Annotated in this window: 11 protein-coding genes; 2 read left to right on the forward strand and 9 right to left on the reverse strand. The window is 53.4% G+C overall.

Annotated features, from left to right (window positions below; all coding sequences use genetic code 11):
• Positions 1 to 57 precede the first annotated feature (57 nt).
• From ACT3TJ_RS11410 to ACT3TJ_RS11420, 3 genes are all read right to left on the reverse strand, one after another.
• Positions 58 to 519, reverse strand: coding sequence for a DUF6586 family protein (locus ACT3TJ_RS11410; RefSeq protein WP_087107522.1), 462 nt, complete (start codon positions 517 to 519; stop codon positions 58 to 60).
• Positions 516 to 3,143 carry a type I DNA topoisomerase gene (gene topA, locus ACT3TJ_RS11415; protein ID WP_442353352.1) on the reverse strand — a complete coding sequence of 876 codons (2,628 nt, stop codon included), beginning with the start codon at positions 3,141 to 3,143 and terminating at the stop codon, positions 516 to 518. Before topA ends, ACT3TJ_RS11410 begins: the two co-directional genes overlap by 4 nt.
• Before the next feature lie 305 nt (positions 3,144 to 3,448).
• On the reverse strand, positions 3,449 to 5,821 hold the full coding sequence (locus ACT3TJ_RS11420) for a DUF3141 domain-containing protein (RefSeq protein ID WP_442353351.1): 2,373 nt from the start codon (positions 5,819 to 5,821) through the stop codon (positions 3,449 to 3,451).
• 237 nt (positions 5,822 to 6,058) lie between these two features.
• Here ACT3TJ_RS11420 and ACT3TJ_RS11425 point away from each other — a divergent pair, with 237 nt between their 5' ends.
• Together ACT3TJ_RS11425 and lipA are read left to right on the forward strand one after the other, a co-directional pair.
• Positions 6,059 to 7,045, forward strand: a complete 987-nt coding sequence (locus ACT3TJ_RS11425; protein ID WP_444621859.1) for a LysR family transcriptional regulator — start codon at positions 6,059 to 6,061, stop codon at positions 7,043 to 7,045.
• A gap of 167 nt (positions 7,046 to 7,212) precedes the next feature.
• Positions 7,213 to 8,265, forward strand: a complete 1,053-nt coding sequence (lipA, locus tag ACT3TJ_RS11430; protein ID WP_441679469.1) for a lipoyl synthase — start codon at positions 7,213 to 7,215, stop codon at positions 8,263 to 8,265.
• A gap of 122 nt (positions 8,266 to 8,387) precedes the next feature.
• Here the strand turns inward: lipA and lipB are convergent, their stop codons facing one another.
• The 6 genes from lipB to rodA form a co-directional block, all read right to left on the reverse strand.
• On the reverse strand, positions 8,388 to 9,038 hold the full coding sequence (gene lipB, locus ACT3TJ_RS11435; RefSeq protein ID WP_193053131.1) for a lipoyl(octanoyl) transferase LipB: 651 nt from the start codon (positions 9,036 to 9,038) through the stop codon (positions 8,388 to 8,390).
• Positions 9,039 to 9,350, reverse strand: coding sequence for an HP0495 family protein (locus ACT3TJ_RS11440; RefSeq protein ID WP_193053132.1), 312 nt, complete (start codon positions 9,348 to 9,350; stop codon positions 9,039 to 9,041). It abuts the gene before it with no gap.
• 55 nt (positions 9,351 to 9,405) lie between these two features.
• Positions 9,406 to 10,605 (reverse strand): D-alanyl-D-alanine carboxypeptidase family protein, encoded by a 1,200-nt coding sequence (locus ACT3TJ_RS11445; RefSeq protein ID WP_193053178.1) that lies wholly within the window; start codon positions 10,603 to 10,605, stop codon positions 9,406 to 9,408.
• A 58-nt stretch (positions 10,606 to 10,663) separates the two neighbouring features.
• Positions 10,664 to 11,638: a septal ring lytic transglycosylase RlpA family protein gene (locus tag ACT3TJ_RS11450; RefSeq protein WP_193053133.1), complete on the reverse strand. Its 975-nt coding sequence runs from the start codon at positions 11,636 to 11,638 to the stop codon at positions 10,664 to 10,666.
• A complete protein-coding gene (gene mltB / locus ACT3TJ_RS11455) occupies positions 11,635 to 12,603 on the reverse strand; it encodes a lytic murein transglycosylase B (RefSeq protein WP_193056808.1) in 969 nt (322 codons plus the stop codon). Before mltB ends, ACT3TJ_RS11450 begins: the two co-directional genes overlap by 4 nt.
• Positions 12,604 to 12,706: 103 nt before the next feature.
• Complete coding sequence (gene rodA, locus ACT3TJ_RS11460; RefSeq protein WP_193056807.1) at positions 12,707 to 13,867, reverse strand: rod shape-determining protein RodA; 1,161 nt, start codon at positions 13,865 to 13,867, stop codon at positions 12,707 to 12,709.
• Position 13,868: the final 1 nt, after the last annotated feature.

Genomic DNA, 13,868 nt, shown 5'->3' on the forward strand with positions numbered 1-13,868 from the left:
AACATTATGCTGCTGTATGAGCGTAGCCGGTCAGGATAGATTCGTCATGAGGCATGCTTACCACTCCTGGCTTGTCTCCCTTAGAGCGGCTATTTCCCGCTTTGCATCGCTTACGTAATCAAGCAATTGTTCCCTCAAGCTTTTCTGGCTCCCCATGGCGATCATAGCGGGATTAGTGACGGTGCGTCGTGCAGCCCCGTCGCTGCTGTGCAACTGCTCTAATTTGAACGCCAGCCAGTTTAGCCAACTACCCGGCTCGCGCCTCACATCGCGCAACCGCTGAAGCTCTGCCATGGGCGGACCATCAAGGGCTAATAACTCACGCCAGGCATGGTTTTCCAGACGAGCATGTTCGGTGACTTCTTTCAGCAGCGAACATAACGCCAGTTCAAACAGGGCCAAGGCGCTCTCTTCGAGCGCCATTTGACGAGCGACCGCATGCTCATCCTCACCAACAGGCATACTTACCAGCAGCTCGGCCTGATAGAGCAGTTGATTAGTACGGGAGCGGTCGCTCATTTACGCTTGTCCTCTACGTGCCATTTGCCTGCATCGAACGTTGCTTTCCACCCTGTGGCTTTGCCTTCTTCATCGGTCATCACGTACTGCTCTTTGCTTTTACGCGAAAAACGAATTTGAGTTGGGCGGCCGTCCGGGTCTTCACTGGGCGCTTTGAGAATGAAGTGATACTTCTCAGGCAACTCGTCAGCATGAGCTTTCAGCTCCTTCACCAACGGCGGACGCGTTTCACGATTTTTGGGGAATTTACTGGCCGCTAAAAACAGGCCGCTTGCCCCATCGCGCAATACGTAGTGGTCATCCACTTTCTGACAGGCAAGTTCCGGCATCGGAATCGGGTCCATCTTGGGCGGCGCCACTTCACCACTTTTCAATAGCTTGCGAGTGTTTTTACACTCGCTATTGGTACAGCCAAAGTACTTGCCAAAGCGGCCGGACTTAAGCTGCATTTGTGAACCGCACTTATCGCATTCGATAACCGGGCCGTCGTAGCCTTTGATCTTGAACTTGCCCTGCTCTATTTCATAACCATCACAGTCAGGGCTATTACCGCAGATATGCAGCTTGCGGGTTTCATCAATCAGGTAGTTATCCATTGCCGTGCCGCACTTATCGCACCGATGCTTGGCACGCAAGGCGTTGGTTTCGGCCTCTTCACCGGCATCTGCCGCTACTGCTTCCTCACCCGGGATCAAATCGATCGTGGTTTTGCAGCGCTCTTTGGGTGGCAGGTTATAGCCACTGCAACCTAAAAACACCCCAGTAGACGCGGTACGAATCTGCATCTTGCGGCCACACGAGGGGCAGTCAATATCGGTTGGCACGGGCTGGTTGGGGCGCATCCCGTCATCGCTTTCTGCCTTGGCCAGCTCTTCACGAAATTCACCATAGAAGGCATCGAGTAGCGCTCGCCAGTTGCGTTCGCCTTCAGCGACCTCATCCAGGCTATCTTCCATACGTGCGGTAAAAGAGAAGTCCATCAAGTCAGGAAACGACTCTTTCAGGCGCTCGGTAACGATATCCCCCAGCTTCTCGGCATAAAAACGCCGATTTTCCAGCTGCACGTAGCCGCGATCCTGGATCGTCGAAATTATCGACGCATAGGTAGAAGGACGGCCAATCCCTTGTTTTTCAAGCTCTTTAACCAGGCTTGCCTCGGTATAACGCGCCGGGGGCTTGGTGAAGTGCTGCTGAGGGTCCAGCGTTTCCATCGCCATCGGCGTGCCTTTGGGCAAATCGGGCAGCGTCTGGTCTTCATTTTTACCGCTCGGCTTCATGACCCGCGTATAGCCGTCAAACTTCAGAACACGTCCTTTAGCGCGTAGGTCGTAGCCATCCACTTCAACGCTCAATGTGCTCGACAGATATTCGGCCGGCGTCATCTGGCAGGCGACGAACTGACGCCAGATCAACTCATACAAACGCTCAGCATCGCGTTCCATACCCACTAAATCGGTTGCCTTGCGCTCAACGCTGGATGGGCGAATCGCTTCGTGAGCTTCCTGAGCGCTCTCTTTGCTGCTATAGCGATTGGGCGCCTCGGGCAGGTAGCGCTCGCCGTACTCGCTGCCAATAAACTCACGCGCACTTTCAACCGCATCTTTCGAGAGGTTGGTGGAGTCGGTACGCATATAGGTGATATAGCCCGCTTCATACAACCGCTGGGCCATGGTCATGGTTTTCTTGACCGAGAAGCCCAGGCGCCCACTGGCCGCCTGCTGCAGCGTAGAGGTAATAAACGGCGCCGTTGGTTTGGAGCTGGTCGGCTTATCTTCACGCGAGGTAATCGCAAGCTTTGCATTACGCAACGCCGCAATACGCGACATCGTGTCTTGCTCAGACGTTGGCTTGAACGCCTTGCCATCCTGCTTGGCGAGCACAAAGCGTACCAGTTCGCCGTCTGGTGAGACTAAATCCGCGTGCACATCCCAAAACTCTTCAGGAATAAACGCGCGAATATCCCGCTCGCGCTCAACAATGAGGCGCACCGCAACCGACTGAACGCGGCCAGCGGAGAGGCCACGGGCCACTTTGGCCCACAGCAGCGGCGACAGCATAAAGCCCACCACGCGGTCCAAGAACCGCCGCGCCTGCTGAGCTTCTACACGAGGAATATTGAGCGCACCAGGGGCTTTAAACGCATCCTGAATCGCATTTTTAGTAATTTCGTTAAAGACCACACGCTTATAACGGCTGTCGTCTCCACCAATGGTTTCCCGCAAGTGCCAAGCAATGGCTTCCCCTTCGCGGTCCAAATCCGTTGCCAGGTAAACGGCGTCTGCCTTTTCAGCAAGCTTCTTTAACTCAGCCACTACCTTTTCTTTGCCCGGCAGCACTTCATACTGGGCTTCCCAGCCGTTGTTGGGATCAATACCCATACGCCGAATTAACTGATCGTGGCTCTTGCGCTTTTTATACTCTGCCTTCTCTTCCGCCGACATTTTACGTGTTGCCGCGGCTTGGCGAGCGCGCTCCTTGGGGTCGGAAGCAGCCTTGCCCGAGCCGCTGGTCGGCAGGTCACGAATGTGACCCACGCTCGACTTGACGATGAAATCGTTGCCGAGATACTTATTAATCGTCTTCGCTTTCGCTGGCGACTCGACGATGACCAGTGACTTGCCCATAGTGCTCCACTTTTCTATTGCTTGGGCCGAGAGCCCGCGCTCTGAATACGGTACCGCATGGTTTTGAGTTTGCGGCGTTATTTCACTCGCCGAGACAAACATACGGATGAAAAAATGCGCCTACCCTACCCCAGGCCTCCACTTAGCGCCAGTGTCAACCGAACAGTAGTGAGAAAAGCTTACTTTTTTATACCGAAGTAGCTAGACACTAGACTGACGTTACGAGATCAGCAACCTACTATTTCTTTCATAAGCAGAACGCCCCTACGGTAAAGTAGAGGCGTTCTTTTTCAATCAGGATCCGATTAACGTTTGCGGGAGCCCTTGCCTTGGCTCACTGACGTGTCGGTCTTTTTGGCCTCACTCGGTGGGCTCTCAACCGTGGTTGCCTTATTGACGGCCGTTTTTTTGACCGCAGGCTTGGCCGGACGTGCTTTATCAAACAACGCTTTTACCTGTACAAAACGTTCTGCCGCGTGTTCAGTAAGCTCACCGCTTGCTGCAAACACCTGCTCCAGGTTTTTAATATAGCCATCAATCGCACTGTTGCTTTCACCGGCCAGTAACTCAGGTAGCGTATTCAGCGCCCTTTCACGATCAAGTTTTAAAATAAAGAATTGCTCGCGCACCAAGCGCTTGAATTCGCAAAGCTCGATGTCTGACTCAAGCTTCGTCCTTGTGGCACGTAACTGCTTGAAGTTGCGCTCATCGGTGGAGGGTGCTCCACCCAACACGTAGATTAATGAACGCATAATCGCTTCATGCGCGCCCCCTTGAGCAATGCGCTTACCTAACTCTTCCCGGCGCCGCGCCAGGAAGCGACGATGCTCAGGCTCAGCGCCCGGCCTCCGACGGTGTACATGCGCATCACCATAAAGCCCGACAGCCGCCTGTAGCAGTGGCTGGCCATAGACATCCATAAACAGACGCTCTGTACTGCTATCACGCAGATCGCGCCAGGCACTCAATGCGGCGACGATCTGGTCAGAGTGCATCGTCTCTAGCGCTTTAAAGAGATTGTCTGGACCAATTTCCTGACGGTTCTTGCGTATTGCTTCCGCCATTACCGGCAGGGGGACAGATAAAGGATTGCGGTCCGACAGCAGCTTGTAGCCCAAGCGGATAGGATGCATACGCCGAATAAAGCGCGCTGCTTCTGGCGTCATTATGGCCTGCAACCAGGGCTGCACATACAAACGATACAAGCCCAAATTTATCTCGGAAATTCGGGCAACCGTCGCGAAACGCCGGTCATCGTCCGCATCATGCTGCACTTCACGATCCAGCTCTTCAAAGTTACGCGGCGTAAATTCCAATAAGTAGTCACGCTCATACAGCGCGGCATCGCTACCCTCTGGCGCCTCGGTAACCGAGGTTTCATACAGCCCCGGTGGCAGCACATCGATGTAGTCCATATTGGCGGTAAACTCAGAGTGCTCTTTGCGGGATACGCTGCCGGATACAAAGATCCCCAAATGGCCGGTCGTATCATGCATGCAGTAGACGATGGTTTGGTCGTTGGCGATGATATCGTCGGTATCTTCGTATAAATCACGGATCCAGCCCAGCGCCTGAGGGGGCGGGGTAATGTCGTCACCACGCGAACAGAACACCACCACCGGTGAACGTAGATTACGCAGATCAATCCGCCGCCCGTCACGGGTTACCAGTTGGGCCGTCGACAGCCGGTTACCGACAAATAAATTATCGACGATGTACTGGATTTCTTCGCCACCCAGAACCACGTGCCCGCCCCACCAGCGCTCAAAATCAAGATAACGCTCAGTTTCTGTGTCGATGTTAGCGTACAGGTGGTACTGCTTTTTCCAGTACGTATTGGCAGGATTCAAGCGCTCAAAGTTTTGCACCAACCAAGCGCCATCGAATAAGCCGTTACCCATATCACTGGTGAATGCGGTGATCCAGCTCCCCCCCGTCATGCCGCCGGTATAACGCATGGGCGCATTGCCATGCTCCCCCGCCCAGTAAGAGAGCGGCGCCCCCGCGATCAAGATAGGCCCAAAAACGTCCGGCTCAAGTGCGGCCGCCATCATCAACTGCCAGCCCGCTTGGCAATTGCCTACCACCATGGGCTTTTCGCTTATATCAGGATGCAGCTCAATCACATGGCGTAGAAAAGCAACTTCTGCCTCGACAACGTCCTCAACCGTTTGCCCCGGTTCAGGGAAGGGCAAGAAGCCGATAAAGTAGCAAGGGTGCCCTGCTTTTAACGCCACGCCTAACTCACTGTCAGGCTTAAAGCCACCAATACCAGGACCGTGCCCTGCACGCGGGTCAACCACCACGAACGGGCGCTTGCGGGGGTCAGTGACGGTATCTTCAGGGGGCAATACACGCAGCAATTCATAGTTGGTCGGCTGGGCAAGCGTGCGACCATCAAGCAGCACTTCGGTTTTAAACCCAAGCACACTCGGCTTGGTTTGTTCCATGTGCTCCAGATACTGGTTGCCACGCTCACGCATTACATCCCAATAGAGCACGCTACGCTCAACGCTATCTCGCCAGTAATCGGCCGCGGCACGCCCAAACCCAAAGGGGTCCATGAAAGAGGACAGCGTCTCACTGCCCGGTAGCAGCGTGGAGGAGTCGTTTGACTGCCCCCAAAAGGTACGTGTTAACGAGTTAGCGGTAAGCAAAGGGTTGGCGAGAAAATTCATAGAGTCTCCCTAGGGTGAATGCGCTGGCGATCAACCTAAAAACCATGATGCTGCGATGCAATATAGCTTAAGCCACTTCTCAACAGACGTCGATGGGTAACACCACTGATTTACCGCAAGCGCTGCAAACTAGCGACACGGCAGGCATAAACAGTGGTAGCATTTTTAGGCAGCGTTAGTCATTCGTAACGCTCGCCGTCTTATTCGCCGCCGGAGGGCAATTCTCTTGAGGTTGTTATGTCATCCCCTACGCTGCTCAATCGCCTAACGTTTCGTCAATTACAAGTCTTCCAGGCGGTATATCGCCAACGCTCTTACTCACGCGCAGCAGAACAGCTAGGGCTTACCCAACCCGCCGTCAGCGCTCAGATACGCCAACTGGAGCAGGCACTTGGGCAGCCGCTGTTTAAATATGCGGGAAAAACGCTGCATGTGCTGCCTGCCGCCGATACGCTGGCACTATCAACAAGAGAAATCTTTAGTCAGCTCTCCCGGTTGCAGATGAACCTGTCAGACATCAATGGAAAAATTTCCGGGGAGCTCAACCTGGCCGCCGTGTCGTCAGCGCAATACATCGTGCCGTATATACTGGCCCGCTTTCGCGCAAGCTACCCTGATATTCATGTGCGCTTAAAGGTGTGCAACCGCAGCCAGGCGCTTGAGCGCTTGGCCGAACAGCAGGATGACCTGGTGATTATGGCCATGGTGCCCGAGGATGATCGCTTAGTCGTGACGCCCATCATCGATAATGAACTAATAGCAGTGGTATGGCCTGACCACCCTTTACTCGCCATGCTGACGCCTACTCTGGCTGATTTTTCCCGCCACTATGTGTTAATGCGCGAACCAGGCTCCGGCGTGCGCAATGCCTTTGAACAGCTTGCTGCTTATCAAAAAGTCGCGCTGCCGCACCGTATTGAGCTCGGTACTAACGAAGCCATCAAACAAGGGGTTATGGCGCATTTAGGCGTGGCCGTGCTGCCACGGCTTGCCGTGCAGCTAGAGCTTGAGCAGGGTCTTTTGTTTGAACTGCCGCTACCGGACTTTCCCATCCGCCGCGCATGGTGCACGGTTTATCGCCTTGAGCGCTTTCCCACACCTGTGGCAGAGCTTTTCATGCGGTTTATTCACGAGCATGTCACTGAGTATCAAGACTACTTTGCAGCATCTCCTAGCCCCTTACCAAGCCACGGTGTTGCCTGTTTGCCCATGCCGGTAAGCTAAGTTGACGGTGTCTTGTTAATCACCAGATATGTTACATTACACCTACTACCTATGTATTAATTAGTAATCTGTTAATTGGCAACGTATTAATCGGCATGATTGGGGGGCAAGCGCTTACGTTTCTATGATAAGCCTTGCCTGCCGCACAGTAGAGAGGCTCTATTCCTATGAGCAACAACCCCACACAGCGTGTACCCAGCGGCCAGAAATTCCGTAATGAACACGGCACAACGGCGATCAAGGATGGCATGAAGGTGCGCAGCGCGCAGGCTGAAGCCCCGTCTCTTGAACGCAAGCCCAAATGGCTGCGCGCTCAAATTCCCGGTGGCGAGCGCTTTGAAGCCGTTAAGCGCAATGTCTCTGAGCATCGTCTAAGTACCGTCTGTGCTGAATCACACTGCCCTAACATGGGCGAGTGTTGGAGCAATGGAACTGCCACCATCATGCTGATGGGGTCTGTGTGTACCCGCGCATGCCGTTTCTGCGCCGTTGATACGGGCAACCCCAAAGGTTGGCTGGACCACGAAGAGCCCGAAAACACCGCCAAGTCCGTTGAATTAATGGGGCTTCGCTATATCGTCCTAACATCGGTTGATCGCGATGATCTGGACGATGGCGGTGCGAGCCATTACGCAAGCTGTATCCGTGCTATTAAAGCGCGCACACCAGACGTGGTCGTTGAAGCGCTGACACCTGATTTCGATGGTGAACACGCAGCCATTGAGAGCGTTGTGGATTCGGGCCTGGAAGTGTTTGCGCAAAATGTCGAAACCGTTGAACGCCTGACCAGCCGGGTTCGCGACCCCCGTGCAGGCTATCGCAAAACACTCGACGTTCTGGCCTACGCGAAAAAGCATCGCCCCGATGTCATTACCAAAACCAGTATTATGCTGGGCCTTGGCGAAACCGATGAGGAGATCCTGCAAACGTTTGATGATCTTCGTGAAATTGGTGTCGATATTGTGACACTCGGCCAGTATCTGCGCCCCACGAAAAACCACCTGCCGGTTGAGCGCTGGGTAAGCCCTGAAGAGTTTGATCGCTACCGTGTGCTAGGGCTTGAAAAAGGCTTTATGGAAGTGCCTTCTGGCCCGCTGGTTCGTTCAAGCTATCGCGCTGACCGAGTGTTCGAAAAGAACAATCTCGGACTGGCCTCACCGGCAGCGATCCCAGGCCAGGAGTCTGACCCTAATATTATTCCCGCCCTAAATGTAGGCTGAAACAGAATTAAGCACGGACTTAACCAGAGCAAGTCTAAAACAAGAAGCCGCCGCGAATATTAACTATCGCGGCGGCTTCTTTTTATGTACTACCATCGCCTGCTTTACGGAAACCACTGCGATTAGCCGATAGTCACCAGCTCTCTGTTCAGCTTCAGTGCCAGTGCAGATGCCAGTTGCTGGCCTACGTGATGCTCATTAGGCAAAGCAACAAGATCAGCCAAGCGAGTGACCGCCATACCTGCGTAGCCACAGGGATTTATGCGCTGAAAAGCAGAAAGGTCTCCATCCACATTCAACGCGACGCCGTGGTAACTGGCTCCCCGCCGAATTCGCAAACCCAACGACGCTATTTTGGCCTCGCCCATCGGGCTTTTGACATACACACCCGGTGCATCTGGGCGTGCATGCGCACTGACGCCATAGTCGGCTAACACCGTAATGACTGCATTTTCCAGTGCAGACACCAGGTCACGCACGCCTATTTTACTGCGCCGAACATCCAATAGCGGATACAGCACTATCTGCCCTGGGCCATGATACGTTACTTGCCCACCACGGTCGGTTTGCACCACCGGTATGTCGCCTGGCATCAGTAGATGTTCAGGTTTGCCTGCCTGCCCTTGGGTGAAGACAGCGTCATGCTCTACCAGCCAGAACTGATCCGGCGTCTCACTGTCACGAGAGTCCGTCAAGGCGCGCATTTCTTCCCAAACAGGCAGATACGGCCTGCGACCCAAGCAGTGCAGCTCAACAGGTGCAGAACGACTCACTCACACCACCATATGAACACGGCCAGTGGCTTTTAGCTCTTCAAACAGCTGGCTAATTTGCTGCTCGCTGGTCGCATTAATCGTGATGCGAACGGATTGAAAACGACCGTTTCGACTATCCACCACTTGCAGCGTCGATTCATCAAAATCCGGTGCGTGACGCACCACGATTTGACAAACACAAGCCGTAAAATCCTCAGCAGCATCACCCACTATTTTTAAAGAGTAGTCACAAGGAAAAGTGATCTTGGGGGTTTCTTCTGCCACCGGCTCGCGCAGGTCTCGAAATCCCTTTTTCGTATCCTTAGTCATAACGCGCCTTTTATTGAAGGTAAAAAAGGCCCAGGACGCACCTGAGCCGAATCACTTAGTCAGTGAAGTTCGCAATTAAACCGCTGAAGAAGCGCTGAACCTGATCAAAAAGGCGTTTAAACAGCCCGCCCTCTTGCACATTTTCAAGCGCTACCAACTGGCGCTCGCCAACCATCTCTTCACCCAAGTAGACCTCTAGCGTGCCCACATCATCACCTACCGCAATAGGTGCTTGTAAATCAGAGTGTAGATTAAGACGAGCACGCAGCTCTTCATTACGGTTACGTGGAAGGGTCATAAACACTTCTTCATCCACCCCCGCACGCAATTCGTTAATGTCACCACCCCAAACACGCGGCGTTGCAAGCACAGCACCACGCTCGTAGAGGTTCATGGTTTCGTAGAAACGAAAACCATAGCTTAAAAGCTTCTGAGTTTCCTGTGCGCGCGCTTCATCCGAATTGGTGCCCATCACAACCGAAATAAGCCGCATGCCATCGCGCTCAGCTGACGACACCAGGCAGTAGCCCGCAGCATCTGTCCAACCCGTTTTCAAACCATCTACTGACGGGTCACGCCACAACAGGCGGTTACGGTTGGGCTGATCAATTCCACCATAGGAAAAGTGGCGCTGCGAGTAGATCGCATAGTGCTCAGGGTAATCATTGATGATATGACGTGAAAGCCGCGCCAGGTCATGCGCTGTTGAGTAGTGATTATCAGAAGGAAGACCGGTTGCATTTTCAAAGTGGGTATTTTCCATCCCCAGTCGAGCCGCATGCTGGTTCATTAAGTCAGCAAAAGGAGCCTCCCCACCAGCCAAGTGCTCTGCCATGGCCACGCTGGCATCGTTACCTGACACAATAATAATGCCGTGCAGCAACTCCTCGACGGGGACCTGGTTGCCCACTTCAATAAACATTTTTGAGCCACCAGTCCGCCAGGCGTTTTCACTGACATTGACCAGATCATCCAACGTGATGGTATCGCGATCCAACTCACGCTCGACAAGGTAGGCGGTCATGAGTTTGGTCAAGCTTGCAGGCGCCAAACGTTCGTCTGAGTTGTGCTCAACCAGAATTCGTCCGCTATTGGCATCCATTAAAATCCAGGAACTGGCAGCGAGCTGCGGAGCGGCTGGAATAATCGTTTGCGGCTGAGGTATGACTTGAGCCGCAGCCGGCAACGCAACAGCCGTCATGGCCGCAAACAAACATAATTGGGCAGAGCGGCGAATCGACACGAATACATTCATCACTAACATCTCACTTGCAAGAAAGTGGCGCTAAGCACCAAAGAATATAAAAAATGAATTATCTCACGATAAAAACTTGAGGAAACCCCGCTTGGCGAAGTGCTTCCCGAGCTTGGGTCTCTTGAGCCGGTGTTACTGGCCCCACCTGCACACGATGCACATTAGCCTCATTCATTACACGAACGCTGTGAGGCAATTCGTCTGTCAATCGCTGGCTAAGCTTACGAGCGCTATCAGCGCTTTCCAGCGCAGCAATCTGAAGGTAATAGCCGCCTGAAACCTCACCCTCAGCGGGGTTATTAGAGGCCACAGACGGAGCTGCTTGAGGTACAGATGCGGCTGGCGCGGGCTCCGCAACGGGCGCATCCTCATTCGGCGCAGTACTCGCGGGCGCTCCGCCGCGCTCAGCTAGCCAACGGTCAGGCTCAATGGCCTCGACTTTTACTCGCCCTGTTCCATTATCCAATATATCCAACCGGGCGGCGGCTGCGTAAGAAAGATCTATTTCTCTATCGCTATGAAAAGGACCACGGTCGTTAACACGGACAATCACCGACTGCCCGCTGTCCAGGCTGGTAACGCGTGCAAAGGTAGGCAACGGTAGCGAGCGATGCGCCGCCGACATTTTATACATGTCGTAAATCTCGCCATTTGAGGTCGCATAGCCATGAAATTTTTCGCCGTACCACGAGGCCAAACCTTGCTTGGCATAGCCAGAAGCGTCCGGCATTACATGGTACTTTTCACCCCATACTTCATAGGTTGAGCGGTTGCCCCCCGCAGAACGCGGTTCATTACGTGGTACAGCATCCGGCACGGTGGATACATCCGGCGGCGCAACAGGATACGCATCCCCATGCATGGCATAGCGCCCACCTCCACTGGCAGTAGTACTTGCGGCGGGTGCAGCGTCAGGTTGAGTTTGAGTTGGCGTAGCAACGCGCTGAGCTTCACGATTCGCGCAGCCGCTTACCACTATTATCAAGGCGATCATACTGCCTACTTGCCAGGTCCTTGATTGCAACATGCTCATCCTTGTTCCTCAGCCCGCTGTTGAATGGCCTCAGCTAACTCTGTCACTGCCATGGCGTATAAATGACTGTGGTTATAGCGTGTAATAACATAAAAGTTGTTTTCACCCAGCCGATAGCGTAGCTGTCCATCATCCATCTCAAACACCAAGGGCATCACAAGCAAAGTATCGTTAAGCGCTTCTTGCGGTTCAATCCCTTGCTTGGCTGTCTCAGCCACACTCATGGTCGGCGAAGACGTTTGGTTAAACGTCAGCGCCTGGGGCAACACTTCCGGTCCCGTTGCTTCATGATAAATGGCACCATCACGCCGCCAGCCATGCTCAGCAAAATAATTCGCGACGCTACCGATGGCATCCACTGGGTTTTCCCATAAATCACGAATGCCGTCATCGTCAAAATCAACGGCATAGGCCTGGTAACTAGTGGGAATAAATTGAGGATACCCCATTGCGCCTGCATACGAGCCATAAAGTTCAGCCGGATCGACCTTTTGCTCATGGGCGATCTGCAAAAAAGCAGCTAGCTCACCACGGAAAACCCCCCCTCGACTGGGATGATAAAACGCCAGCGTAGCCAGTGAGTCCAGCACGCGATGGCGCCCTTTATGGCGGCCATAGTACGTCTCTACGCCAATAATGGCGGTAATAACATTACCCGGCACGCCATAAACATCTTCCGCACGCGCCAGGGTCTCAGCGTGCGCTTGCATAAAGGCAGCGCCCTCTTCGATACGCTGCTCCGTTAGAAATATATCGCGGTACTCGTGCCACTTTAAGCGGCGCTCTGCCGCGCCTTCCATGGCATCCAGCACCGCTTGAGAATATGCGGCTTGAGAGAAAGCATCACGTAACCACGCTTCCGGTATGCCTTGGGCGATTAACTCATCTACCAATATCTGGGTGCGTTCATTATGTTGCAGGTCCACCCCTTCCGCCGAGTGCTCCTCTGCGAATACGGCAGGCATCGAACACGCTATTAGCGCGGCAACAAGGCAACTGCCAGCTTTATTTCGGGCCCTTTTTATCAACTCACCACTCCTTTGAAAACACACCGTCCTGACTGAAATACTAACGTGGCAATAGCCGACGATGGGCATGAATAGACATGAGAATACCGAACCCTGCCAACAAGGTCACGCTAGAGGTGCCGCCATAACTCACCAAGGGTAGCGGCACGCCTACCACGGGTAAAATACCGCTAACCATCCCCACGTTGACAAACACATAAATGAAAAAGGTGAGAATGATACTACCGGCAAAAAGGCGTCCAAACGTATCCTGTGAAGAAGCCGCCAACCAAATACCGCGACCTACGATCATCAAGTAAAGCGCCAATAAAACCAGCATCCCGATAAGCCCAAACTCTTCACCCAATACGGCAATAATAAAATCAGTATGCCGCTCAGGCAGAAATTCAAGCTGCGACTGCGTGCCCCCCAGCCACCCCTTTCCCCATAGCCCTCCACTACCAATGGCCGTGGTTGACTGAATAATATTCCAACCCGAGCCTAGTGGGTCGCTTTCTGGATCAAGAAAGGTTAATACCCGCTGACGTTGGTAATTGTGCATGTTCATCCACAAAAGCGGCACGCACGCAGCCAACAATCCACCAACAAATCCAATCAAGCGCCATGAAAGACCCGCGAGCAAAACCACGATGACAGCCGCACTGGCCACCAGTAACGATGTACCCAGGTCCGGCTGAATAGCGGTCAATACAACCGGCACACCAATGATCACCGCGCACACCACAATATCCTTTAATCGCGGTGGAAGCTGGCAACGATTCAAATAGGCAGCCACCATTAACGGAACCGCTAGCTTCATCATCTCTGAGGGCTGAAATCGGATAACGCCAGGGATCTCAAGCCAGCGCTTAGCCCCCATGCCAATATCACCGGCAATTTCCACTGCCAATAACATGATGACCCCTGCGCCATAGGCAAAGGGTGCCCAGCGTAAAAACGTGGTCGGTGACAGCTGCGCCAATAATGCCATCACTGCCAGCGCAACGCCAAACCGCATCGCCTGAGCGATTACCGACTCAATACGCTGGCCAGACGCACTATATAAAACCAGTAGGCCACCCACCATTAAGACCAATAAAAGGCCTAATAACCAAGGGTCAATATGGATGCGTTCCCAAATACTTTTACGTCGCGCGATACCGCTATCGGGCGGTCGAACGGGATAACGACGCAATGGGCGGGTAATCGTCTGCCAGGGCATA

This window comes from Halomonas sp. AOP30-A1-24, assembly GCF_052378165.1.
GTDB classification, from domain to species: domain Bacteria; phylum Pseudomonadota; class Gammaproteobacteria; order Pseudomonadales; family Halomonadaceae; genus Vreelandella; species Vreelandella citrativorans.

Excerpts from the sequence above, each read along its gene's own strand:
- ACT3TJ_RS11410 (WP_087107522.1), bottom strand. The coding sequence starts at position 519 with ATGAGCGACCGCTCCCGTACTAATCAACTGCTCTATCAGGCCGAGCTG.
- topA (WP_442353352.1), bottom strand. The coding sequence starts at position 3,143 with ATGGGCAAGTCACTGGTCATCGTCGAGTCGCCAGCGAAAGCGAAGACG.
- ACT3TJ_RS11420 (WP_442353351.1), bottom strand. The coding sequence starts at position 5,821 with ATGAATTTTCTCGCCAACCCTTTGCTTACCGCTAACTCGTTAACACGT.
- ACT3TJ_RS11425 (WP_444621859.1), top strand. The coding sequence starts at position 6,059 with ATGTCATCCCCTACGCTGCTCAATCGCCTAACGTTTCGTCAATTACAA.
- lipA (WP_441679469.1), top strand. The coding sequence starts at position 7,213 with ATGAGCAACAACCCCACACAGCGTGTACCCAGCGGCCAGAAATTCCGT.
- ACT3TJ_RS11440 (WP_193053132.1), bottom strand. The coding sequence starts at position 9,350 with ATGACTAAGGATACGAAAAAGGGATTTCGAGACCTGCGCGAGCCGGTG.
- ACT3TJ_RS11445 (WP_193053178.1), bottom strand. The coding sequence starts at position 10,605 with ATGAATGTATTCGTGTCGATTCGCCGCTCTGCCCAATTATGTTTGTTT.
- ACT3TJ_RS11450 (WP_193053133.1), bottom strand. The coding sequence starts at position 11,638 with ATGAGCATGTTGCAATCAAGGACCTGGCAAGTAGGCAGTATGATCGCC.
- mltB (WP_193056808.1), bottom strand. The coding sequence starts at position 12,603 with ATGCCTGCCGTATTCGCAGAGGAGCACTCGGCGGAAGGGGTGGACCTG.
- rodA (WP_193056807.1), bottom strand. The coding sequence starts at position 13,867 with ATGCCCTGGCAGACGATTACCCGCCCATTGCGTCGTTATCCCGTTCGA.